Genomic DNA, 22,591 nt, shown 5'->3' on the forward strand with positions numbered 1-22,591 from the left:
GGATGACGTTCACGATTGACAGTTCGACTGGGTTTGGGAAGCGGATTGAGCGGCAGCTAGCGGATGAGACGGTGGTTTGGCTGACGACCGTTGGCAAGTCGGGGACGCCGGCGCCCAATCCGGTGTGGTTCTTGTGGCATGACGGCGAGATTTTGATCTGTAGTCAGCCGGGGAAGGCGAAGCTCCGGAACGTGGCCGCGCGGCCGCAGGTGGCGGTGAACGGCTCGGGATGACGCCGGAGGAGTTTCATGCGTCGTACTCGGTGCTGATCCGGATCACTCCGGAGAAACTGCGCGGTTTCTGATCAGTTCAGGTAGCCCTCGACCGTGTCCGACGAGCGGGCGGTGGCGTCGTCCGGGTTCTCGCCGAACTCACGCTTCGCGCGCCGCTGCCGGAGCAGGTCCCAGCACTGGTCCAGCTCCACTTCGAGCGCACGCAGCCGCGTCTGCTCGTCGGTGTCGCCGCCCTGCCCGGCCGCGTGCTTGGTCCGGAGCTCGTGCTCTTCCGCCACAAGCTCGTCGATCCGGCTGAAGATGCTCTTGTCGTCGCTCATGGGGAAACCGTACGCCCGTCCGGCAGCCGTGAGCGGGACAACAGCTCGGTGAGGACCAGGATCGCGATCGCCTCGGCGGCGACCAGGCCGATCAGAACGACCAGCTGAAGCGCCGCGGCCTGAACGGGGGAGGCGCCACCCAGCACCATCCCGACGAAGGCACCGGGGAGCGTCACCAGGCCGACCGTTCGGGTCTGGTCCAGCGCGGGCAGCAGCGCGTCGCCGGCGACCGGGCCGACGACCAGCTTGAACGCATCCGGCTGCAGCAGCCCGATGGACAGTCCGGCTTCGAACTCCCCGAACCGGTTCCCGTACTCGCCCAGCACCCGCCGCCCGGCCAGCGTGGTCGCGGTCATCGCGCCACCGACGATGATGCCGCCCATCGGCAGGATGCTCGCCGGGTTCCGCGGTACGACACCAGGCAGGATCAACAGCAACAGCACGGCGAACGCCCCACCCCCGATCGCCGCCGCACAGTACGCCCACTGCCCCGGGATCTTCGCGGTGTGCTGAAGCCGCCGCGTACTCGTCACAGTGGCGACGACGAACATCAACCCGACAAACGCGATCGCGCCCACCGTGTACTGCAGCGCGACGCCGACGACCGCACCGACAGCAGCCAACTGCACAACCGCACGCAGCGCCGCGGTGACGATCCCCTTGTCGTGGCGCAGGCCCGCGTACCGGGACGCAGCGACGCCGATCGCGATCAGCAAGGGCAGGACGACAACAGCTGCCCAGCCGAGGCCGGTGTGAAAGGACATCCAGGTCTACTTGAAGTCGGCCTCGTCATACGTCTGGCCGCTCGTACCGCTTTCCACCTTGGCCGCCTCGTCCGCGCGCAGCTCGACGCGACGGATCTTCCCGGAGATCGTCTTCGGCAGCTCGGCGAACTCGAGCCGGCGGATCCGTTTGTACGGCGCCAGGTGCTCGCGGCAGAACGCCAGGATCTCCCCGGCCAACTCCCGCGACGGCTCATGCCCGGCCGCCAGCACCACGTACGCCTTCGGCACCGCCAGCCGGACCGGATCCGGCGACGGCACCACAGCGGCCTCCGCGACCGCCGGATGCTCGATCAGCACCGACTCCAGCTCGAACGGCGAGATCCGGTAGTCACTCGCCTTGAACACGTCGTCCGAGCGCCCGACGTACGTGATGTACCCGTCGGTGTCCCGGCTCGCGACATCACCGGTGTGGTAGTACCCGTTCCGCATCACCTCGTCGGTCAACTCCTGCGCGTCCCGGTAACCGCGCATCAGCGGTACCGGCGCGGGCGCGAGCTCGATGCAGATCTCGCCGTCGTCGCCGATCTCGTCGCTGGCCGGGTCGATCAGCGCGATGCTGTACCCGGGCAGCGGCCGGCCCATCGAGCCGAGCTTCACCGGCTGGCCCGGCGGATTCCCGATCTGTGCGGTCGTCTCGGTCTGCCCGTACCCGTCCCGGATAGTGATGTCCCAGGCGTTCCGGACCTGCTCGATCACCTCGGGGTTGAGCGGCTCACCGGCCGAGATGCACTCCCGGATTTTCACATCCACAGCCGTCAGGTCCGCCTGGATGAGCATCCGCCAGACCGTCGGCGGTGCGCAGAAGGTGGTCACCCCGTACGCCTGCAGGACGCCCAGCATCCGGTCGGCGTTGAAGCGCGGGTAGTTGTACAGGAAGACAGTCGCCCCGGCGTTCCACGGCGCGAAGACATTGCTCCAGGAGTGCTTCGCCCAGCCAGGGGATGACACGTTGAGGTGTACGTCGCCCGGTTGGAGGCCGATCCAGTACATGGTGGACAGATGCCCGAGCGGGTAACTGACCTGCGTGTGCTCGACCAGCTTCGGCTGGCTGGTCGTACCGGAGGTGAAGTAGAGCAGCAGCGCGTCGTCGGCGGCAGTGTCGACCACGGGGATCGGTCCGTCGTACGCGGCACTGTCCGGGTAGTGCAGCCACCCGTCGGCAGGTGCGCCCACGGCGACGCGGATGCACTCGTCCGCGATCCCGGCGTACCGCCCGGCGTCGGCGCCACTCGTCACCACGACCCGCACGTTGCCCCGCGCGATGCGGTCGGCCAGGTCGGCGTCGGTGAGCAGCGTGGTCGCGGGGATCATCACCGCACCGGCCCGGATGCAGGCGAGCATGGTCTCCCACAGCTCGACCTGGTTCCCCAGCACGATCAGCACCCGGTCACCCGGCTTCAGCCCGGCCTGGGTGAGCCACCCGGCGACCTGACGGGACCGCTCGGCCATCTCGGCGTACGTGCGCGTGCTGACCTGACCGTCCTCTTCGACGATCGTCAGCGCCGCGACCTCCGGCTGCTCGACCGCCAGCGCGTCGAACCAGTCCCGGGCCCAGTTGAACCGCTCGAACCGCGGCCAGCTGAAGTCCCGGTACGCGGTCTCGTAGTCGTCGCGATGAGCGACCAGGAAGTCGCGCGCCGCCCGGAACTCCCGGGTCACGTCCGAAGTGCTCTGCTCCGTCGCCATGGTCCGCACATTACCCATTCATCAGCTGTTCAGCGCGAGAACACAACCGGCCACGACCAGTGGCGTCAGGATCAGCCCGCGCCACAGGAACGACCACCAGGAGATGCGTACGCCGGCGGCGCGGCAGCGCGACCGCCAGAGCAGAGTGGCCAGAGAACCCCACAGGGTGAGCAGGCACCCGCAGTTGACGCCGATGAGCAGCGCCATCATCCGGTGCGGGTCGCTGGACGCCACTGGCTCCATCGCGAGGTACGCCGGGAGGTTGTCGAACAGGTTCGCGCCCAGGGCGGCGGTCGCGCTCAACCGCAGTTCGGAGGTAGTACCGGCCACCTGGCGCAGTACGTCTTCCAGACCGTGGTTGCTGAGGAAGTTCACCACTGTGAACAGCACGACCACGCCGAGTACGAGCTTGTAGGGGATCAGGGACCACCGCAGCTCACCGCGCCGCCGGACCGCGAACAGGATCACCAGGATGATCGCACCGGCGCTGGCCGGCCAGGCAACTTGGACACCGGATACGAAAGCAGGCCCGAGGAGTACACAGACTGCAGTGGAGCCCCAGAACAGCACCTTGTCATCGACCGGTGGAGTGGGCGGCACCTCGTACGTGCGGGTGAGGTCGCGATGGAAGAGGAGGGCGAGTACGCCGACTGTGATGACGATGGCTGCGATTGCCGGTCGCCAGCTCACTGACAGGTAGTTGACGTTCAGCTGGCGGAACGGGTGCAGGGCGAGCAGGTTGGTGAGGTTCGACACCGGCAGCAGCAGCGAGGCCGTACCGGCCAGCCAGACCGTGGTGAACGCGAACAGCTTCGGCGGGATGTTCAGCTGACGCGCCATCGACAGTACGACCGGCGTCAGCAGTACTGCACACGTGTCCAGGGAAAGCACGATCGTCAGACCCGTAGCCAGGACGACAACCAGCAGCCACAGCCGCCAGACCCGTCCGCGCGCCAGGTGAGCCGCCTCCCGCGCCGCGACGTCGAACACCTTCGCGCGGTCGGCGAGCTCGGCGATCACGGTCACCGCGACCAGGAACACCAGCACCGGCGCGATCCGATCGGCCAAATTCACAACCTCCGAGACAACTGTTTGAGTACGCTGGCCGAGTGACGGCGCCGGACCAGTATGACCACGCGCCCCCGGACGGCTATCCGGTGGAGTACGAGGCTGATGTCGTGCTGCGGGACGGTGCGACCGCGCACTTGCGGCCGATCACGCCGGATGACGCCGCGTTGCTGGTGGCGTTCTATGCGCGGGTGTCCGAGCAGTCCAAGTACTATCGGTTCTTCGCGCCGTACCCGCAGCTGTCCGACCGGGACGTGGCGCGGTTCACTCAGGTCGACTATCACGACCGGCTCGCGTTGATCGTCACGGTCGGTGACGAAATGATCGGCGTCGGGCGGTACGAGCGCACCGGCCGGCGGACCGCCGAAGTCGCGTTCCTGATCGAGGACGCGCACCAGGGCCGCGGCCTCGGCCAGCTGCTGCTCGAACACCTCGCCCAGGCCGCCCGCGAGAACGGGATGGCCCGGTTCGTCGCCGAGGTGCTGCCGGACAACCGGAAGATGATCACCGTCTTCACCGAGGCCGGGTACAAGGTCGCGCGTGAGTTCGAGGACGGCGTGATCATGGTCGAGTTCGACATCGCGCCGACGGACACCTCGTTCGGCGTGATGCAGGCCCGCGAGCAGCGCTCCGAAGCGCTCTCCATCGCGCGGCTGCTGACCCCGGGCAGCGTCGCGGTGATCGGCGCCAGCCGGCGCGAAGGCACGATCGGCAACGCCCTGCTGCGGAACCTCCGCGACGGCGGGTTCCCGGGCCGGTTGTACGCGGTCAACACCGACACCCTGGTCGACGAGATCGAGGGCGTACCCGCGTACCCGACGATCCGTGAAGTCCCGGACACCGTCGACCTGGCCGTGGTCGCGGTGAAGGCGGAGATGGTCGCCGACGTCGTGCTGGACTGCGCCGCCAAGGGCGTCCGCGGGCTGGTCGTGGTGTCCAGCGGCTTCGCCGAGATCGGTGACGAAGGGCGGCAGCGGCAGCGGTACCTGGTCGGTCTGGCCCGCTCGTACGGCATGCGCGTGATCGGACCGAACGCGCTCGGCCTGATCAACACCGCCACCGGTGTCTCGCTGAACGCCACGCTGTCACCGCTGATGCCGAGCAAGGGCCGGGTCGCGTTCTTCTGCCAGTCCGGCGCGCTCGGCGTACCGATCCTGGCCGACATGGCCGGTCGTGGCCTCGGCCTGTCCAGCTTCGTCTCGGCCGGCAACCGCGCGGACGTGTCCGGCAACGACCTGATGCAGTACTGGTACTCCGACGAAGCGACCGAAGTGGTGCTGCTGTACTTGGAGTCGCTCGGCAACCCGCGCAAGTTCAGCCGCGTCTCGCGCCGGCTGGCCGGACGCAAACCGGTGATCGCGCTGAAGTCCGGGCGGGCCACGCAGGGCGTACCGGTCGGGCAGATGGTCCGCCGCAGCCAGTTGCCGCCAGCAACCATTGAGTCGATGTTCCGGCAGAGCGGCCTGATCGGTGTGGACACCACCGGTGAGCTGTTCGACGTCGCCCAGCTGCTCGCGCACCAGCCGCTGCCGAAGGGCCGCCGGGTCGCGATCGTCTCGAACTCCGACGCCCTGACCTTGCTCGCGCTCGACACGATGGCCGGCTGCGGGCTGGAGGCGGCCGGCGAACCGCGGAACCTGCGCGCCGACGCGACCGCCTCCGACTTCGGGCTCGCGCTTTCGGAGGTGTTCGCCGACGAAAAGGTGCACTCGGTGGTGGTGATCTACACACCGCCGGTGCAGTCGAACGGCGGCGAGGTCGCCCAGGTACTGGCCGCGGCCGCCGCCGACTCGGAGAAGCCGGTCGTGTCGACCTTCCTCGCCTCCCGTAGCGTCCCCGAGGAGCTGCGGGTACCGGACGAGGACGGCGGCGCGGCCCGCGGATCGATCCCGTCGTTCCTGAACCCGCAGTACGCGGTCGGTGCGCTCGCGAAGGCCACCCAGTACGCCGAGTGGCGGCGGCGCTCCGACAGCCGGATTCCGGATCTACCGGACGTGGACACCGCCGGGGGAGAGGACTTCGTCGCGGAGTTCCTGCAGCGGCACCCGGCCGGCAGCGAGCTGGACGAGGCGGACCGGCAGCGGCTGCTGAGCTTCTACGGGATTCCGGTGCTGCCGGCGTTCCCGGTGCTGAGCGCGGACGAGGCGGTCGACCGGGCGGCGGACCTCGGCTTCGAGGTGATCCTCAAGGCGACGGCGGAGCAGTGGCGGATGCGGCCGGACCTTGCCGACATCTGGCGGCACATCCACGACGAGGACGACATGCGGGCCGCCTGGGCCGAGATGACGCACACCTTCGGCGTCGCGTCGGACCCTGCCCGGGCGCAGTTCGTGGTCCAGAAGATGGCGCCGCCAGGCGTACCGGTGGTGATCTCGACCATCGAGGACGTGTCGTTCGGGCCGGTGGTGACGTTCGGTCTGTCCGGTGTGGCGACCGACCTGCTGGGCGATCGGTCGTACCGGATGCCGCCGCTGACGACGCGGGACGCGGCCGAGATGGTGCGCGAGGTGAAGGCCGCGCCGCTGTTGTACGGCTACCGAGGCTCCGATCCGGTCGACATCTCCGCGATCGAGGACCTGCTGCACCGGGTCTCGCGGCTGACGCTCGACCTGGAAGAGGTCGTCCGCCTGGACCTGCGCTCCGTACTGGTCTCCGCGCAGGGCACGACCGTGCTCGACACCCGCGTACGCATCGCCCCGAACGAGAAGCCACGGCAGGACACACCCGCCCGCAGGCTCACCTAGGCCGCGTGTAGACGCTGTTCTCGCGGTTGAGCAGGCGCGCGTCGACCAGCTCGCGCCGAAGCGCCGCGTGGTCGGGATGCCAGCGGTTGAGGATCTCGTTGACCTCGGTCTCCGGGTACGCACGACCGGTCTCGAAGCTCAGCACCAGGTACTCGAGCACGACCCGCAGCTTCTCCGGGAAGGTCGGGAAGTGCGTCAGCCGGCCGTCCCGGATGAACGACTTGAGGACATTGTCCCGCGCCGGATCGGGATCCAGCGGTACGCGTTCCGGCCGCCCTTCGCGAACCGCGTCCTTGAAGGCGTCCTCGTCCGCGCTGAAGCCGTCCCGGCTCGCCGCGATCAGCCCGCCCTTGGTCAGCCGCTGCAGTGCCTTCGTCACCACCGGCGCGGGCAGCCCGGCGCGGCCGGCAATCTGCTCGGGAGTGGTGGCGCCGAGGACGATCGCGGAGTACGTGCGCAACCTCGACGGTTCGGCCAGCAGACCACACAGCTGATCGGCGTTCATACGTTTCACGCTAACGCCGGTGGCAACCGGATTTTGCCATCACAAGAGCATGACAAGATTTGCGCATGCAGCCTGGACCGCAGAACGCGATCACCGATGTCCCTGGAATCCTGGTCGGCCAGGTCGAGCGCCTGGATCCGCCGTACCTGACCGGTACGACTGTCGTGTACGCACCGGCGACCGCGGTCGCGGGCGTGGATGTCCGCGGCGGCGCGCCCGGTACGCGGGAGACGGATCTGCTCTCGCCGGTGAACTCGAACGGCGGCGTGAACGCGATCGTACTGACCGGCGGCAGTGGGTTCGGTCTGGACACGGCCGGCAGCGTGATGCGCTGGCTGGAGCAGCGCGGCGAGGGCGTCCGCGTCGGCCAGGGCGACCACGACGTCGTACCGATTGTGCCGACCGCGGTGATCTTCGACCTGGCCCGCGGCGGCGACTTCACGGCTCGTCCCGAAGCGTCCTGGGGCGCGGACGCGATCGCCGCCGCGACCGACGGACCGGTTGCTCTGGGCAACCACGGCGCAGGCGCCGGTGCCCGGGCGCGCTCGCTCAAGGGTGGCGTCGGCTCGGCGAGCGTGCGGCTGGACGATGGGACGACTGTGGGCGCGCTGGTGATCGTGAACGCGGCCGGTTCGACGGTCGACGCCGACGGCAACCTGTACGGCGCCCGGCTCGGCCTCGGTGACGAGTTCGCCCAGTTGCGTACGCCGACCGAACCGCCGCCGGCCGCGGCGCCCGGACGCAATCTGATTCCCGGCCCGCCGATGAATACCGTGATCGCCGTCGTCGCCACCGACGTACCGCTCGACAAGGCAGCCACCACCCGGATGGCAATGGTCGCGCACGACGGCCTGGCCCGCGCCCTCGACCCCATCCATACCCTGGTCGACGGCGACAGCATCTTCGCCCTGTCCACTGCGCCCCAACCGGCAGCGACGGGCCTGCCGCGGCTGAGCGTTACAGATCCAGCTGCCCTGGCTCAGCTCGAGACCGTGTACGCCGCAGGTGCCCGCACCCTGTCCCGTGCGATCGTCCACGCCATGCTCAACGCCGAGTCCGTCGACACACCAACCGGCACCATCCCGAGCTACCGCGACGCCTTCCCGTCGGCCTTCCGGACCGACTGACGTACGACTCAGGTCGTACGCCGAATGGCTGAAGGGCGCCGGAAGACGACCTGAACACCGGTCCGCGGTCCGACGATTCCAGGCCGCGGACGCGAAAGGCTCTGGACCATGAACTTCCAGAGTCCCCAGTCGCAGGTTGTGCTCAGTGGGCACGGCCTGGTGAAGCACTACGGTCCCGTCGTCGGTCTGGCCGGTGTGGACGTTGCTGTCCGGTCCGGCGAGGCGCTTGCTGTGATGGGCCCGAGCGGTAACGGCAAGACCACGCTGCTGCATGTGCTGGCCGGCATCCTCACACCAGACCAGGGCGAGGTGTGGCTCGGTGGCGAGCGGGTCGACCAGCTGAACGACGCCGGCCGGACCGTACTGCGCCGTCGCCGCCTCGGCTTCGTCTTCCAGGACAACCAACTGCTCGCGGAGCTGCCCGCGGACGAAAACGTCGCGCTGCCGCTGATGGTGGACGGGATGAGCCGCCGGGAGGCAGTCGGTCGGGCGCGCACGACGTTGGCGCAGGTAGGTCTGGCCGCTGAGGCCGGGCGGCGGCCGGGGGAGCTGTCCGGTGGCCAGGCGCAGCGGGTCGCGATCGCGCGTGCACTGGTCGGCGAACCACAGGTGGTGTTCGCCGACGAGCCCACGGGCGCATTGGACGCCGCCACTGGCTCCCAGGTCATCGACCTGCTCGTCGGCGCGGCAACCCACCGCGGCGCAGCAGTAGTGGTCGTCACCCATGACAACGCAGTAGCCGCACGCTGCCACCGCACCCTCCACATCGTCGACGGTCGAGTCAGCACCCCCGCCGCAGCCGGACCAGCCTGGACGGGAGTCCAGCAGTGAACCCGATGACTGACCTCGGCCTGCGGTTCGTCCGGCGGCCGGGGCCAGGTGGGCGCGCGGCCAACCTGGCCGCACTGGGTGCAACCGCGGTCGTCGCGCTGCTGGTCACCTTCCTGATCGCCGGCTCGCTCGGCCTGGCGCACCGCTCGGACCGGATCGGCTGGCGCAGTTCGGACAAGGCCGACCCGGCAACGGCGATCGGCATGCTGAACCTGGACGACCGGCAGCACGTCGACGGCCACCGTTTGTCCGTACTGGAGCTGGCCACGCTCCGCCCGAACGAGGAAGCGCCGCCACCAGGCCTGAGCCACACGCCGAAGCCGGGTGAGGTCTTCGTATCGCCGGAGGTCGCCAAGCACTGGTCCAGCCTCAGCAAGCAGTACGGTCTCGCGCAACCGACCGGTGTGATCACCAGCAAGGGCCTGTCGTCGCCGGAAGAGTTCATCATCATCCGCGGCGTCGAGAAGGTCTCCACCGACGGCAATCCGCAGCACGTCAGCACCTGGAACGACAAGATGTGGGACAGCCGCATGGTCGCGCTGCTGATCGCCGTGGCCTTCGGCATCACGCTCGTACTGTTCCCGATCCTCAGCCTGGTCGGACAGGCAGCTGGAGTAGCGGCCAAGCGGCGTGAACACCGGCTGGCCGCACTGCGCTTGGCAGGTGCCACGCGGATGCAGGTGCTGTGGCTAAGTGCGGTCGAACAAGCAGTACTTGGTGCAGTCGGTGCAGTGATCGGACTGGTCGGCTACACGGCTCTGAGCCCGCTGATCGCACAGATCCCGCTCGGCGGCGGACGCTGGTACGTCGGCGACATCACCGTGACCTGGTGGACCGTTCTCGTCGTACTGGTTGCCGTACCGGTGTTGTCGGTCGTCAGCGCACTGATCGGACTCGGACGCGTCAGCATCACCCCACTGGGTGTCGTACGCGGCCAAACGCGCAAGGGCGTCAGCGTGCTCCGCCTGGGACTGCTACTGATCGGCCCGCTGGTGCTGGCGTACTACGGGATGCAGGCGGCGCTACTGCCCTTGCTGATCGGAGTGGGGTTCGCGGCGCTTGCCGTACGCATCATCGGACCGTGGGCGGTGCAGCTGGTCGGTAGGACGATGGCGAACCTGGCGAACGGACCGGTGACCCTGCTGGCCGGCCGCCGGCTGGTCGACGACCCGAAGGGCGCTTTCCGCCCGGTAGCCGCGCTGGTGCTGTCCGGGTTCGTCACCGGCTTCATCTCGGTCTTCATGCCACCCGGTGACGACGACCCGAGCTTCACCGACATGCGGATCGGCGTAGCACTACTGATGTCGCTGGTGTTCCTGACTGTTGCTGCATCCACTGCAGCGGGTGCAGTCGGTACGGCACTCGATCAGGCGGCACCTGCCCGTGCCTTGCGGCGTTCCGGCGTACCACTGCGAGTGATCGAGCGCGCATCCCGGTTGGCGGCTGTAGTGCCAGTCATCGGCGTCGGCCTGCCTGTCGTCGGGTTCGGTGCGCTGTGCGGGCTGGCACTGAGTGGCGGCAAGGTGATCACGCAGGGGAGTTCCGGAGTCATTCTCCTGCTCGGACAGGTCGTCGTGGGCCTCGTACTGGTCGCGGTCGCGGGTGCCGCCGGTGCGCCGGTGCTGCGGAAGGCAAGCGCGAACTGATCGCGATTGTCCACAGGAGAGCCGCAGGGTGGGACGGCCGGGGCCGTGGTCGTGCGAGGATGAGGGCATGCGTGACCTGAATACACCGGAGCTCGTGGACGCGTCGGAAGACCTGCGCGACGCGATCGACCGGTGCGGCTACTACCCCGACGTGGTGACGGACTCGCTCGAGGTGGCGATCGCCGGTGAACCGATCCGGGCCTACATGCTGCAGCACGAGCCCACCTTCGACCGGGACGAGGTCCGGCGGCACATCACCATCCTGGCGCTGACCCCGAGCCGGCTGATCGTCGGGCACACCGACGAGCACGCCGCCGACGAAGTGATCCGGACGCCGTACGCGTCGACGTCCACCGAGGCGATCCCGCTGCAGCGGGTGAACGCGGTGGTCGTCAACCGGGTGGTACCGAACCCGGCCGGCTACGGCGCCGGCAAGGCGGACCCGGCGATCGCCGGCGGCGGTGAGGTGGTGCTGACCATCGGGTGGGGCATGGTGAACCGGATCGACCTGGAGCCGGCCGTCTGCGCCGACCCGAACTGCGAGGCCGACCACGGCTACACCGGCTCGGTCGCCGCCGACGACATCTCGCTGCGGATCAGTTCCGCCGCGGACGGCCCGGCCGGCATCCAGCAGGTGCTCGAGTTCGCCAAGGCGCTCTCGTTCGCCACCAGCAGGTAGTGCCGTGATCGTGCCGGTCGCCCCGCAGTACGGTGGCGGATCGCTCGCCGACGTCCTGCCCTCGATCGCCGGGGCCCTGTCGGTGCCGGGCGACACCAACCGCCTCGACCTGCCACCGGCCGCGCGGTACGCCGTGCTGTTGTTCGACGGCCTCGGCTGGAATCTGCTGCAGCGGTACGCCGAGTCCGCGCCGTACCTGACGTCGCTGATGCCCGCGAGCCGCAGCCTGACCGCCGGGGTGCCGTCGACAACCGCGACGAGTCTCACCAGCCTCGGCACCGGCCTGCCGCCGGGCGCGCACGGCATCGTCGGTTACACCACGCTCGTCCCGGAGCATGACACCCTGCTGAACGCGCTGGCCTGGGACGTACCGGTGGACCCGCGCCGCTGGCAACCGCACGACACCGTCTTCGACCGGATGGCCGCGGTCGGGGTTGCCACCCGCAACGTGAGCAAGGCGCGCTTCGAGACGTCCGGGCTGACCGCGGCAGCGTTTCGCGGGACGCGTCATCGGGGCGCCGACACGGTCGAGGACCGGCTGGACGCCACCCGGTTCGCCAGCCGCGAAGGCCAGTCGTCGGTCGTGTACGTGTACGACTCGCAGCTCGACTACATCGGCCACCAGCAGGGCAGCGACTCGTCGCAGTGGCGCAAGGAGCTCGCGGCTGCCGACGAGTTCGCCCAGCGCGTACGGGCCGCGCTGCCGCGTGACGCCGTGCTGCTCGTTGTCGCGGACCACGGGATGATCGACATCCAGCCGGAGCATCGGGTCGACATCGACTCGGAGCCGTCGCTGACCGACGGCGTCCGCATCGTCGGCGGCGAATCGCGCTTCCGGCACCTGTACTGCGTTCCCGGCGCCGAAGCCGACGTGCTCGCCACGTACCAGGAGCGTCTCGGCGAGAAGGCGCTGGTGCTGTCGCGGCCGGATGCCATCGCGCAAGGCTGGTTCGGCGCGGTCGAGGAGCGGGTCGCGCCGCGGCTCGGTGACGTGATCATCGCCGCGCTCGGGCCGGTCGCACTCGTCGCCAGCCGCCGCCACGCCCAGGAGGCCGGCCTGATCGGCCTGCACGGTTCGCTGACGCCGGACGAGATGCTGATCCCGCTGCTGATCGACGCCGGCCGCTAGAAGCTCCATCTCTGCAGCTCGACAGTACGTATACGCCCACTGCGCCGCCAGCTGGCCACCCGCCCCGCCTGCAACCGCACCCAGCAGCCGTATACGTACAGTCCAAATGCCGCTGCCTAGAAGCTCCAGACGTCCCAGAAGAAGGTGGTTCGCGCCGTCTTCGCGTCACCGTCGCGGGCGATCACGGTCACCTTGTAGCGGCCGGCGCCTGGCGTGAGTACGCCGGTGATCCAGCCGCGTTCCGGGTCGATGGTGAGTCCGGGCGGAAGACCCGTGGCGGAGTAGCTGATGCTGCCCGTACCGCCAGTGCCCTTCAGTAGCAGCGGGATCGCCGGGATGCCGCCGAAGCCCAACTGCTCGGTCGGCTCGGTGATTGCGATCGAGCCCTTTGGTTGCGCACCCGCTGCACCGACGGCCTCGGCGGCGTCGACCATGCCTTCGCCGTAGTACGAGTTGTTCCCGGCCGAGCCGACGCACTGGCCGGAAGCGGCCGGCGGACAGGCGATGTCGTCGGCTTCCTGAGCGAGCCGGGCGCGTACCTGCGCCGGGGTCAGCTTCGGGTTGATGCTCCGTAGCAGAGCGGCCACACCGGCAACGTGCGGCGACGCCATCGACGTACCCTCGAGGATCTTGTAGCCGCCGCCCGGGACTGTCGAGTAGACCGCCTCGCCCGGCGCGGCCAGGCTGATCTTGTTCTGGCCGTAGTTCGAGAACTGGGACTTCAGGCCGGTCGGGTCCACGGACGCGACGACCACCACGTTCGGCAGCTCGGTGGGCAGGCTGAGGCAGTCGTTGGTGATCGTCCGCGGCACGGCAGTCGAGTCGTTCGGGCTGGAGCCGTCGCTGGACTTGTCGGCCAGGTTGTAGTCCTCATTGCCGGCCGCCGCGACGTTCACGACACCCTTGCTGTCCGAGTACGCGACCGCGCGACGTACCGCCTCGGCGATCGCGTCCTGGTCCGGATTGTTCGGGCACAGGAACAGCCACGGGTCGACGTAGTAGCTGTTGTTCGTCACCGAAACGCCCTTGTCGGCCGCGAACATGAACGCGCACACCGTGTTCTCCGGAAAGAACAGCTGGCTGTCCGGCTCCGCGACCCGGATCGACGACACCTTTACGCCCGGCGCGACACCGATCATGCCGATCCCGTTCTTCGCCGCCGCGATCGTCCCGGCCACATGCGTACCGTGCTCACCCACCGGCCGCCACGCACCGGCCCGGGTGTCGGCCTTCCCGTACGCGCAGGAGGCCGACCTGGCCGCATCGAAGTTCGCCTTCAGATCCGGGTGCTGATCGTCGACACCGGTGTCGAGTACGCCGACGGTGATGTTCTTCGAGCCCAGGTTCTTCTGCCACGCCTGATCCGCGCCGATCTGGGTCATGTCGGCGCGATCGGTCTCCGGCGCAGTCGTCGCCGTCTCCGGAACCGCGGCCGGGATCGCCGGGGCAGCCGCATCCGCGGGCAGGTCCGACGTACGCGTCGCACCCGCCTTCCGGACCCCGTCCACGCCACGCATCGAGGCCGCGAAGTCCGCGTTCGCCGAGTGCACCACGATCACACCGATCGCGTCGTACGTCGCGTACACAGTGCCGCTGTTCTGGGTGATCGCACCGGTCACCTTGCCGGTCTGGTTCGCATCGGTGATCACGAAGTACGCACGCAACCCCGCGTCAGCCCGAACCGGCCCGGCACCAGCCGGCAGAACGGAAACAACGAGGGTCAGACAGGCCGCGAGGACCAGCAGCAGAGCTTTGCGCACGCCCCATTCAAACCGCCCCAAGGCTCAGAACCCAACCCCACCCCCTCCCTACACACCCCGCCGCACCATCCGGCCCACCGACTTGGCAGGATGTGCGCCCGTGGCTGAGCTCCTTTACTTCACCGGGACGATGGATTGTGGCAAGTCGACGTTGGCTCTGCAGATGGATCACAACCACAAGGCGCGGGGGCGGCGAGGGCGGATCTTCACCAGTCATGACCGGGCGGGGGAGTCGGTGTTGTCGTCGCGGCTCGGGCTGTCGGCGGAGGCGGTTGAGGTACGTGAGGAGTTCGACTTCTGGGACTACGTGGTGGGCGAGCTGACCCATGGTGGGCGGATCGACTACGTGGTGTGTGACGAGGCGCAGTTCTACAGTCCGCTGCAGATCGAGCAGTTGGCGCGGCTGGTCGACGAGCTGCAGATCGACGTGTTCTGCTTCGGGATTCTGACCGACTTCCGGGCCACATTGTTTCCCGGGTCGGCGCGTTTGGTGGAGCTCGCGGACCGGATGGAGCTGCTCCAGGTCGAGGCATTGTGCTGGTGCGGTGAAAGGGCCACGCACAACGCCCGTACGATCGGTGGGGAGATGGTGACCGAGGGCGAGCAGCTGATGGTGGGTGACATGGAGACACGGGACCACGAGCCCGCGTACGAGGTCCTCTGCCGTCGGCACTACCGTCGCCGCCTCACCCAGGCCCGCGCCCGGGCCACCCTGTCACCCGAGGTCCTACCGTTCGGAGGAGCCGCTTCATGAGCCCGTTGATCAGTGTCGAGTCGTTGCGGGGGCTGAGCCCGGTGCTCGCCGATGTCACCTGGAACCTGGCCGGTCCGCCGGGGCGGGAGGCGTACGAGGCTGGGCACTTGCCGGGGGCGCACTTTGTGGATCTCGACACCGAGCTGGCGTCGGCGCCTGGTCCGGGGCGGCACCCGTTGCCTGATGCAACTACCGTGACGGCGTTGTTCCAGCGGCTCGGGATCACGTCGGCCGATACACCGGTTGTCGTTTACGACGCCGCCAATTCGATGGCTGCTGCGCGGGCTTGGTGGGTGTTTCGGTACTTCGGGTTGACGGACGTCCGCGTACTCGACGGTGGGCTGGCTGCTTGGAAGGCGGCCGAGGGCCAGACGACTACCGAGGTCCCGCCGGCGGGTACGACTGATGCGTTTGTCGCCACCGCGGGGCACTTGCCGTTGCTGGATGCCGCGGGGGCGGCGGTGATTGCTTCGAGCGGGATCTTGCTGGATGCGCGGGCACCGGAGCGGTACGCGGGGGAGGTCGAGCCGATGGATCCGGTGGCGGGGCACATCCCGGGTGCGGTGAACGCGCCGACGGCCGCGAACGTGGACGAGTCCGGGCGGTTTCTGCCGGCTGCGGATCTGCGGGCGCGGTTCGAGACGCTCGGCATCGAGCCCAGCAGCGAGGTCGGCGTGTACTGCGGCTCGGGAGTGACCGCGGCTCACGAAGCACTCGCGCTGGAAACCGCGGGTCTGCCCGCGACGGTGTACATCGGCAGCTGGTCCGAATGGATCACCGACCCGACCCGCCCGGTAGCCAGCGGCCGCGGCTGATCACCTCCCTGGTGCGGGGCGACTAGACCACCCTTGACTTTGCTGGGTGGCTGCGGGATGGTGTGGCAGAAATCGATTTCCCATCAGTCCGCCCCCTCGTGATGCCGGGAGTCAGCAGATGATGAAGCGATCCACGTTCCTGCGTGCCGCGGTCGGAGCCGGCGTTCTCGCCGCGACACCCGGAAGCGCCTTCGCCGCCCCGCAGCCCACCTCTGGCCAAGCCGCCGCTCAGGCCAGGAAGTGCCGCCGCGCCCAAGCCATCGTGACGAACAAAGTGGCCGACCTGACCGGACCCGGGCTGACCGACCGGTTCCGGATGGCGGCGACCGACCTCGGGATCCCGGCGCGTACGCCGGACGGGCGGTTGCTCTTCATGTTCGGCGACACCTTCGAGCAGCCGGCCGTCGGCGGCGGCTGGTGGCGGTCGCCGGTCGCACTGTGGTCCACCACGACCAACCTGGCCGGCGGCGTGAAGTGGTCCGGTGCGGTCGGTGGCGACGCCGCGCAGCAGCTGTGGGACTACCCGCACGACAACCCCACGTTCTCCACCGTGCTGCCGTCCGACGTGATCACCATCGGCGGGTCGATGTACCTGCACGCGATGGTGAACAAGGGCCTCGGCAACGTGGTCTGGACCGAGATCTGGCGCTCCGACAACTCGGGCGCGAGCTGGTACCACACGGGCGCGAAGTTCGACCCGAACATCGACGGCGGGCTGTTCCAGTTGCTCACCTGGGGCCTCGGCAACGACGGGTACGTGTACGTCTACTCGACCGGTTTCCAGCGGAACAAGCCGATCATCCTCAAACGCGTACGCCAGGAGCAGATCGCCAACCCGGGCGCGTACGAGCCCTGGGGGTACCGGGACGGAAGGTGGGCCTGGGGCAACCCGGCCACGCCGATCCTGACCGGCAGCTTCGGCGAGATGAGCCTGCGGCCGCTCGGCGGGAAGTGGATCCTGACCTGGTTCAACGCCGGCGACTACCGGATCGACGGCATCATCATGGATACGCCGACGTCGAACCTGTACACCGCGTACCGGCAGACGCTGATCTACGGCGGCGCGTGGGGCTCCGAGGACGACAACCACGTGGCCCAGTTGTACGGCGGGTACGTCATCCCGGGCTCTACGCTGTCCGACCTGCACCTTTCGGTCAGCCAGTGGAACACGAACAACGGCTGGCCGTACCGGGTCATGCAGTTCCGCGTCCGCGGGTTCGGCTAGAGCTCGAGCAGCATCGTGTCGGACGTACCCACGAATCCGACCTTGCGGAAGCCGAGTGACTCGTACAACCCACGCGCCGGGTTGTCCGGGTCGACGCTGAGAGAGAGCCGGGTGTACGAGGCCGTGCGCGCCTGAGCGATCAGCTCGGTCAGCACTGCCCGTGCTACGCCACGGCGGCGGAACGTGGGGGAGACGCCGAGGGTGAGTTCGGGTACGTCGTCCGCGATGTACCCGTACCCCGGACGGTCCTTCGTGAGCAGCCGGCCCCAGGTTGCGCCGGCGGGCGAGCCGTCCAGCTCGGCGATCACCCCGAAGTCGCCGTCCCGCGGCCAGTCCGCGAGGTACCGCCAGGCGTGATCGTCCGACCGCACCTTGGCGTCGTCGTACCAGGGCGTCCCGTCCCAGTTACATGCCTCAAGCAACATCTCGGTCAGGAACGGAAGATCGGCCGCGGCCGCCGGGCGCAGATGCATACCGCCATCCTCCCGCCCGGCGCCCGCCACCTCCACCGGATTACCGCGAACCGGCAACGCCGATCAGGTTGCCTTCGGGGTCCGTGAACTGCCCGACAACGAGCATCCCCGCGACGCCCTCCGGCCCCAACACCCGCCGCCCACCAAGCGCCTCCGCCTGCGCAAGCGCGGTCTCGACATCGTCGACGCCGACGTAGAACAGCACGTTCGGGCGCATCGAGGATCCACCGGCGACACCGCCGTTAATCCCAGCAACGGTGTCCGGCACGAATCCGTACTGGCCGGGCTCGGACACCGCCGCGGACGACGAGTCGCCGAGCTCGTACGTCCACCCGAAGAGCTTCCCGTAGTACTCGTGGAGCCGCTTCGGTGCAGTCCCGATGATCTCGAAGTGCACGACTGGATTCGGCACGTTCTCTCCTTCGCTAGAGGGTTCTCACCGGGTACGTCGGAGGCCCTCCGACAACATCTACGAAATCCCAGCCGAACTTTCCCTGCGCAATCGTCTCCACACCGCGGCGACCCGGCTTTGAGAAGCCACCACGCGTTTTCTGGGACCGGAAGTGCGTGGTGGCTTCTCACAGTGGGGGTGAGGGCGATGCGAAAGCGTTACCGCAGAAGCGGGTGGCTGGGTCTTGAGTTAGTAACACGCTTGGTTTAACTTACTCGGGACCTGGCCGGTGTGTGGCTCAGAGCACATCGGCGGCATCCGGAAACCTGAGGAGTTCCGATGACGAGTGTGAGCAGGTGGACCCGGTACGGGGCTGCTCTCGGTGTGGCTGGGCTGGTGCTGGTGGCGGGTTGCGCGAAGGGGACCACCCCGGACGCGGCCGGCGGCGGCAGCGGCGGCGGGGACGTCGACCAGAACGAGGCGGTGACGATCACGGTCGGCGACCGGCCGACGCCGGACAAGCCGAACGACATCAAGGCGCTGGACCAGAAGATCAAGGACTTCACCGCGAAGTACCCGAACATCACGGTGAAGTCGACCGAGACCAACTGGCAGGCGCAGACGTTCCAGGCCCAGGTGGCCGGTGGCACGCTGCCGACGGTGATGAGCATCAGCTTCACCGAACCGGCGAACATGATCCCGAACAAACAGCTTCCGGACATCACCGACGAGCTCAAGCTGGTCGACCTGACCAAGGACCTGAACCCGAACGTGCTGAAGATCGTCCAGGACGACAAGGGCCGGATCTACGGCGTACCGATCGACGTGTTCTCGGTCGGCCTGGCGTACAACCGGGCGCTGTTCAAGCAGGCCGGTCTGGACCCGGACAAGCCGCCGACGACCTGGGACGAGGTCCGGCAGTACGCGAAGCAGATCGCGGACAAGACCGGCAAGGCCGGGTACGCGCAGCTGACCACCAACAACACCGGTGGCTGGATGCTGACCACGATGACGTACAGCATGGGCGGCACGATCGAGAGCGCGGACGGGAAGAAGTCCACGTTCAACGACGCGCCGACCAAGAAGGCGCTGCAGCTGCTGAAGGACATGCGCTGGACCGACAACTCGATGGGCAGCAAGTTCCTGTACAACCAGGAAGAGATCCGGCAGGACTTCGCGGCCGGCAAGATCGGCATGCTGATGCAGGCACCGGACGCGTACGACATGAGCGTGAAGAACTTCGGCATGAAGCCGGCTGACTTCGGCGAGGGCGCGCTGCCGCAGGACGGCGGACCGCACGGCACGCTGACCGGTGGCGCGCTGAAGATGATCAGCCCGAAGGCGACCAAGAACGAGATCGTCGCGGCGCTGAAGTGGATCAAGTTCGAGCAGTTCGACAAGTACACGACCGAGGCGTCGGCGGTCGCGGACGCGAAGACCACGATCGCGGACAAGGGCTTCGTCGGCCGGCCGGGCATCACGCCGCTGAGTCAGCAGACGTACGACCAGTACAACAAGTGGCGTGAGCCGTACGTGAACGTGCCGGTCAAGCAGTTCCAGGGGTACATCGACTCGACCACCTCGCTGAAGCTGCTGCCGGAACCGTCGAACAAGGGCCAGGAGGTCTACTCGCTGCTCGACCCGCTGGTCCAGCAGGTGCTGACGAAGAAGGACGCGGACGTCGACAAGCTGGTCAGCGATGCCGCCTCGAAGGTCGACGCCCGTCTGGCCCGGTAGGCGCCATGTTCCAGCTCCGTACGTCGAGGCAGAGCCGCGGCGGTACCAGGTCGATCGTGACCTGGTACCGCTCCGGCGGACTCAGCAGCGTCTTCTTCGTGCTGCCGCTGCTGCTGATCTTCCTGTACTTCTCCTGGGGTCCGATCGTCCGCGGCCTGGTGCTCAGCTTCCAGAAGAACAATCTGGTCGCGCCGGCCGAGTGGGTCGGCTGGGCGAACTTCAGCTACGTGCTGACCGACCCGCAACTCCCGCAGGCGGCACTCAACACGTTGTACTTCGCCTTCCTGGCCCTGCTCTTCGGCTTCCCGGTGCCGCTGTTCCTGGCCGTGTTCGTCAGTGAGCTGCGGCGTACTGGGTGGCTCTACAACGTGCTGTCCTATCTACCGGCCGTCGTACCGCCGGTCGCCGCGATCCTGTTGTGGAAGTTCTTCTACGATCCGAGCGGCGCGGGCGTGTTCAACGCGATCCTCGGCTGGTTCGGGATCGGTCCGTTCGCCTGGCTGAACTCGCAGAGCCTGGCGATGCCGGCGATCGTGCTGGAAGCGACCTGGGCCGGTGCCGGTGCCACGTCGATCATCTACCTGGCCGCGCTCACCGGTGTCCGCACCGAGCTGTACGAAGCGGCCGAGCTGGACGGGTCCGGGATCTGGAGCCGGATCTGGCACGTCACGTTGCCGCAGATCCGCGGCATCATCCTGATCATGATGCTGCTGCAGCTGATCGGGACGTTCCAGGTCTTCACCGAACCGTTCCTGTTCACCGGCGGCGGCCCGAACGACGCCACCACGACGATCCTGCTGCTGATCTACCGGTACGCGTTCATCAACGGCGACTTCGGCGCCGCGACCGCGCTGAGCGTACTGCTCGCCGGGGTGCTGTGCGCGCTGTCGATTGTCTACCACTTCGTCACCCGCCGCTGGAGTACGTCATGAGTCATGAGCGCGGAATCATCTCCACGGCCGACCGGCAGCGCGGCATCGTCCGGATCGGGCTGCCCGCGATCCAGGTACTGATCTTCATCGGCGTCCTGGTCGCCGGTGTCGGTCCGCTGCTCTGGCTGCTCAAGTCCGGTGTCTCCACCAGCCAGGACATCCTCAGCGGCCCGATGCAGTTGTGGCCGTCCGGCATCCAGCTGAAGAACATCCCCGATGCCTGGAACCGCGTGCAGATCGGCGCGTACCTGGGCAACACCGCCTTCATCGCGATCGGCTCGATGCTGGCCACGTTGTTCGTGTGTACGACGGGCGCTTTCGTGCTGAGCATCTTGCGGCCGAAATGGGGTCCGGTCGTCACCGGCGCGGTGCTGGCCACCTTGTTCCTGCCCGGGGTGATCTCGCTGGTCCCGCTGTACATGACGATCCTGAAGATGCCGTTGCTCGGGATCAGCCTGCAGAACACGTTCTGGGCGGTCTGGCTGCCGCAGGCGGCCGGCGCGTTCAACGTACTGATCATGAAGCGGTACTTCGACTCGATCCCGCGGGAGCTGATCGAGGCGGCCCGGATCGACGGCGCGAGCAACGTCCGGATGTTCACCGCGCTGATCCTGCCGCTGTCGAAGCCGATCGTCGGGGTCGTCGCGCTGCTGACCGTGATCGGTTCGTGGAAGGATTACCTCTGGCCGCTGCTGGTGCTGCCCGACCCGAGCCTGCAGCCGATCTCGGTCGCCCTGCCCCGGGTGGCCAAGACCACAGAGATCTCGCTGCAGATGAGCGGGTTGTTCCTCGCGGTACTGATACCTGTGGTGCTGTTCTTGCTGTTCCAGAAGCAGTTCCTGCGTGGGGTCGGAATGTCCGGAGGGATCAAGGAGTGAGTGCATTGAACGGCCGGCGGGTGCTGGTAACAGGCGCCGCCGGCCGCATCGGGCTGGTCACGGTCGAGCATTTGAGCGCGCTCGGTGCCAAGGTGACCGCCCTGTCCAACGTCGACGACCCGGAGCTGAAGGCGGACCGGGTGCTGATCGGCGACACGCGCTCCGAGGCCGACGTGGCCCTGGCGCTGGAGGGCGCCGACTGTGTAGTGCATCTGGCCGCGCTGCCGCATCCCTCCGCCGGCACGCCGTACGAGGTGTACTCGACCAATGTGGTCTCGACCTTCAACGTGCTCGCGCAGGCCGGTGCCCTGGGCATCGACCGGGCGGTGATCGCGAGCAGTATCAACGCGACCGGCGTACCGTTCAACCCGCACGAGATCCGGCCGGCGTACTTCCCGTGGGACGAGAAGGCGCCGAGCGACATCGGCGACTGGTACTCGCTGTCCAAGCAGAACGACGAGAACACCGCGCGGATGGCGTGGCGCCGGTGGGGGATCGACGTGGTCGCCTTCCGGTTCCCGCATGTCAACTCGGCCGAAGAGCTGCAACGGATGTCCGACGCCGTCCGGTTGAAGCCGCACACCGGACTGCGGGAGGCCTGGAGCTACTTGGACACCCGGGACGCGGCGTACGCGGTCGAGCTCGGGCTGACTGCGCCGCTGACCGGTGCACACCCGTTCTTTGTTGCCGCGAGCACCACCAACGCCCCGTACCCGACCGAGGATCTGCTGGACGCGTACGCACCGGACGTGCTGCGACTGCGGCGGTTCGTCGGGCGTGAGGTACCGATCGACCTGACCGCCGTACGGACCGTGCTCGGCTTCGAGGCCCGGCACGAACTCGACCTGCCAACCCTTTCACTGGAGCCCTGAC

At 68.1% G+C, this 22,591-nt stretch carries 22 protein-coding genes; 14 read left to right on the plus strand and 8 right to left on the minus strand.

Features of this window, described 5'->3' with window-relative positions; all coding sequences use genetic code 11:
• Positions 1-2: 2 nt before the first annotated feature.
• Positions 3-233 (plus strand): nitroreductase/quinone reductase family protein, encoded by a 231-nt coding sequence (locus tag ABD260_RS11175; RefSeq protein ID WP_344233348.1) that lies wholly within the window; start codon positions 3-5, stop codon positions 231-233.
• 71 nt (positions 234-304) lie between these two features.
• On the opposite strand, the gene ABD260_RS11180 is transcribed toward ABD260_RS11175, so the two are convergent.
• The 4 genes from ABD260_RS11180 to ABD260_RS11195 are packed head-to-tail and all read right to left on the minus strand — an operon-like array spanning position 305 to position 4,092.
• On the minus strand, positions 305-553 hold the full coding sequence (locus tag ABD260_RS11180; RefSeq protein WP_344233349.1) for a DUF2630 family protein: 249 nt from the start codon (positions 551-553) through the stop codon (positions 305-307).
• On the minus strand, positions 550-1,317 hold the full coding sequence (locus tag ABD260_RS11185) for an ABC transporter permease (protein ID WP_344233351.1): 768 nt from the start codon (positions 1,315-1,317) through the stop codon (positions 550-552). Before ABD260_RS11185 ends, ABD260_RS11180 begins: the two co-directional genes overlap by 4 nt.
• Positions 1,318-1,323: 6 nt before the next feature.
• Positions 1,324-3,024 (minus strand): AMP-binding protein, encoded by a 1,701-nt coding sequence (locus ABD260_RS11190; protein ID WP_344233352.1) that lies wholly within the window; start codon positions 3,022-3,024, stop codon positions 1,324-1,326.
• A gap of 21 nt (positions 3,025-3,045) precedes the next feature.
• Positions 3,046-4,092 carry an ArsB/NhaD family transporter gene (locus ABD260_RS11195; protein WP_344233353.1) on the minus strand — a complete coding sequence of 349 codons (1,047 nt, stop codon included), beginning with the start codon at positions 4,090-4,092 and terminating at the stop codon, positions 3,046-3,048.
• Between the two features lie 41 nt (positions 4,093-4,133).
• On the opposite strand from ABD260_RS11195, the gene ABD260_RS11200 reads away from it, so the two are divergent.
• On the plus strand, positions 4,134-6,836 hold the full coding sequence (locus ABD260_RS11200; RefSeq protein ID WP_344233354.1) for a bifunctional acetate--CoA ligase family protein/GNAT family N-acetyltransferase: 2,703 nt from the start codon (positions 4,134-4,136) through the stop codon (positions 6,834-6,836).
• Here the strand turns inward: ABD260_RS11200 and ABD260_RS11205 are convergent.
• Positions 6,829-7,341, minus strand: coding sequence for a DUF2087 domain-containing protein (locus tag ABD260_RS11205; RefSeq protein WP_344233355.1), 513 nt, complete (start codon positions 7,339-7,341; stop codon positions 6,829-6,831). The genes ABD260_RS11200 and ABD260_RS11205 overlap by 8 nt on opposite strands.
• Positions 7,342-7,406: 65 nt before the next feature.
• Between ABD260_RS11205 and ABD260_RS11210 the strand changes: the two genes are divergently transcribed.
• From ABD260_RS11210 to ABD260_RS11230, 5 genes are all read left to right on the plus strand, one after another.
• Positions 7,407-8,468, plus strand: a complete 1,062-nt coding sequence (locus tag ABD260_RS11210) for a P1 family peptidase (protein WP_344233356.1) — start codon at positions 7,407-7,409, stop codon at positions 8,466-8,468.
• 108 nt (positions 8,469-8,576) lie between these two features.
• Positions 8,577-9,299, plus strand: coding sequence for an ABC transporter ATP-binding protein (locus ABD260_RS11215; protein ID WP_344233357.1), 723 nt, complete (start codon positions 8,577-8,579; stop codon positions 9,297-9,299).
• A gap of 5 nt (positions 9,300-9,304) precedes the next feature.
• Positions 9,305-10,945 carry an FtsX-like permease family protein gene (locus ABD260_RS11220; RefSeq protein WP_344233359.1) on the plus strand — a complete coding sequence of 547 codons (1,641 nt, stop codon included), beginning with the start codon at positions 9,305-9,307 and terminating at the stop codon, positions 10,943-10,945.
• A 67-nt stretch (positions 10,946-11,012) separates the two neighbouring features.
• Positions 11,013-11,624 (plus strand): DUF5998 family protein, encoded by a 612-nt coding sequence (locus tag ABD260_RS11225; protein ID WP_344233360.1) that lies wholly within the window; start codon positions 11,013-11,015, stop codon positions 11,622-11,624.
• Between the two features lie 4 nt (positions 11,625-11,628).
• Positions 11,629-12,753 (plus strand): alkaline phosphatase family protein, encoded by a 1,125-nt coding sequence (locus ABD260_RS11230; protein ID WP_344233361.1) that lies wholly within the window; start codon positions 11,629-11,631, stop codon positions 12,751-12,753.
• Between the two features lie 116 nt (positions 12,754-12,869).
• On the opposite strand, the gene ABD260_RS11235 is transcribed toward ABD260_RS11230, so the two are convergent.
• Positions 12,870-14,513, minus strand: a complete 1,644-nt coding sequence (locus ABD260_RS11235; protein WP_344233362.1) for a S8 family peptidase — start codon at positions 14,511-14,513, stop codon at positions 12,870-12,872.
• 100 nt (positions 14,514-14,613) lie between these two features.
• Between ABD260_RS11235 and ABD260_RS11240 the strand changes: the two genes are divergently transcribed.
• The 3 genes from ABD260_RS11240 (at position 14,614) to ABD260_RS11250 (ending at position 17,307) form a co-directional block, all read left to right on the plus strand.
• Entirely contained in the window at positions 14,614-15,267 is a 654-nt protein-coding gene (locus ABD260_RS11240) for a thymidine kinase (protein ID WP_344233363.1), read from the plus strand.
• Positions 15,264-16,082, plus strand: coding sequence for a sulfurtransferase (locus ABD260_RS11245; protein WP_344233364.1), 819 nt, complete (start codon positions 15,264-15,266; stop codon positions 16,080-16,082). The genes ABD260_RS11240 and ABD260_RS11245 overlap by 4 nt, the downstream gene beginning before the upstream one ends.
• Before the next feature lie 118 nt (positions 16,083-16,200).
• Complete coding sequence (locus tag ABD260_RS11250) at positions 16,201-17,307, plus strand: glycoside hydrolase family 183 protein (RefSeq protein WP_344233365.1); 1,107 nt, start codon at positions 16,201-16,203, stop codon at positions 17,305-17,307.
• On the opposite strand, the gene ABD260_RS11255 is transcribed toward ABD260_RS11250, so the two are convergent.
• Both ABD260_RS11255 and ABD260_RS11260 read right to left on the minus strand, forming a co-directional pair.
• Positions 17,304-17,780, minus strand: coding sequence for a GNAT family N-acetyltransferase (locus tag ABD260_RS11255; RefSeq protein WP_344233366.1), 477 nt, complete (start codon positions 17,778-17,780; stop codon positions 17,304-17,306). The genes ABD260_RS11250 and ABD260_RS11255 overlap by 4 nt on opposite strands.
• A 40-nt stretch (positions 17,781-17,820) precedes the next feature.
• The gene (locus ABD260_RS11260; protein ID WP_344233367.1) at positions 17,821-18,192 is read right to left on the minus strand and encodes a VOC family protein; all 372 of its coding nucleotides are present in this window, start codon (positions 18,190-18,192) and stop codon (positions 17,821-17,823) included.
• Between the two features lie 318 nt (positions 18,193-18,510).
• Between ABD260_RS11260 and ABD260_RS11265 the strand changes: the two genes are divergently transcribed.
• Genes ABD260_RS11265 through ABD260_RS11280 form a run of 4 tightly spaced genes read left to right on the plus strand, consistent with a single transcriptional unit; the run spans position 18,511 to position 22,590 of the window.
• On the plus strand, positions 18,511-19,908 hold the full coding sequence (locus ABD260_RS11265) for an ABC transporter substrate-binding protein (RefSeq protein ID WP_344233368.1): 1,398 nt from the start codon (positions 18,511-18,513) through the stop codon (positions 19,906-19,908).
• A 56-nt stretch (positions 19,909-19,964) separates the two neighbouring features.
• Positions 19,965-20,840, plus strand: a complete 876-nt coding sequence (locus ABD260_RS11270; protein ID WP_344233369.1) for a carbohydrate ABC transporter permease — start codon at positions 19,965-19,967, stop codon at positions 20,838-20,840.
• Positions 20,837-21,718 carry a carbohydrate ABC transporter permease gene (locus tag ABD260_RS11275; RefSeq protein ID WP_344233370.1) on the plus strand — a complete coding sequence of 294 codons (882 nt, stop codon included), beginning with the start codon at positions 20,837-20,839 and terminating at the stop codon, positions 21,716-21,718. Before ABD260_RS11270 ends, ABD260_RS11275 begins: the two co-directional genes overlap by 4 nt.
• Complete coding sequence (locus ABD260_RS11280; protein WP_344233371.1) at positions 21,715-22,590, plus strand: NAD-dependent epimerase/dehydratase family protein; 876 nt, start codon at positions 21,715-21,717, stop codon at positions 22,588-22,590. Before ABD260_RS11275 ends, ABD260_RS11280 begins: the two co-directional genes overlap by 4 nt.
• Position 22,591: the final 1 nt, after the last annotated feature.

It is taken from the genome of Kribbella hippodromi, from assembly GCF_039531045.1.
In the GTDB taxonomy this organism is placed as follows: domain Bacteria; phylum Actinomycetota; class Actinomycetes; order Propionibacteriales; family Kribbellaceae; genus Kribbella; species Kribbella hippodromi.

Bases quoted from the DNA above. Each gene is read 5' to 3' on its own strand.
- ABD260_RS11180 (WP_344233349.1), bottom strand. From the start codon at position 553: ATGAGCGACGACAAGAGCATCTTCAGCCGGATCGACGAGCTTGTGGCG.
- ABD260_RS11190 (WP_344233352.1), bottom strand. From the start codon at position 3,024: ATGGCGACGGAGCAGAGCACTTCGGACGTGACCCGGGAGTTCCGGGCG.
- ABD260_RS11255 (WP_344233366.1), bottom strand. From the start codon at position 17,780: ATGCATCTGCGCCCGGCGGCCGCGGCCGATCTTCCGTTCCTGACCGAG.
- ABD260_RS11225 (WP_344233360.1), top strand. From the start codon at position 11,013: ATGCGTGACCTGAATACACCGGAGCTCGTGGACGCGTCGGAAGACCTG.
- ABD260_RS11210 (WP_344233356.1), top strand. From the start codon at position 7,407: ATGCAGCCTGGACCGCAGAACGCGATCACCGATGTCCCTGGAATCCTG.
- ABD260_RS11265 (WP_344233368.1), top strand. From the start codon at position 18,511: ATGACGAGTGTGAGCAGGTGGACCCGGTACGGGGCTGCTCTCGGTGTG.
- ABD260_RS11220 (WP_344233359.1), top strand. From the start codon at position 9,305: ATGACTGACCTCGGCCTGCGGTTCGTCCGGCGGCCGGGGCCAGGTGGG.
- ABD260_RS11185 (WP_344233351.1), bottom strand. From the start codon at position 1,317: ATGTCCTTTCACACCGGCCTCGGCTGGGCAGCTGTTGTCGTCCTGCCC.
- ABD260_RS11250 (WP_344233365.1), top strand. From the start codon at position 16,201: ATGATGAAGCGATCCACGTTCCTGCGTGCCGCGGTCGGAGCCGGCGTT.
- ABD260_RS11245 (WP_344233364.1), top strand. From the start codon at position 15,264: ATGAGCCCGTTGATCAGTGTCGAGTCGTTGCGGGGGCTGAGCCCGGTG.
- ABD260_RS11275 (WP_344233370.1), top strand. From the start codon at position 20,837: ATGAGTCATGAGCGCGGAATCATCTCCACGGCCGACCGGCAGCGCGGC.
- ABD260_RS11205 (WP_344233355.1), bottom strand. From the start codon at position 7,341: ATGAACGCCGATCAGCTGTGTGGTCTGCTGGCCGAACCGTCGAGGTTG.
- ABD260_RS11175 (WP_344233348.1), top strand. From the start codon at position 3: ATGACGTTCACGATTGACAGTTCGACTGGGTTTGGGAAGCGGATTGAG.
- ABD260_RS11215 (WP_344233357.1), top strand. From the start codon at position 8,577: ATGAACTTCCAGAGTCCCCAGTCGCAGGTTGTGCTCAGTGGGCACGGC.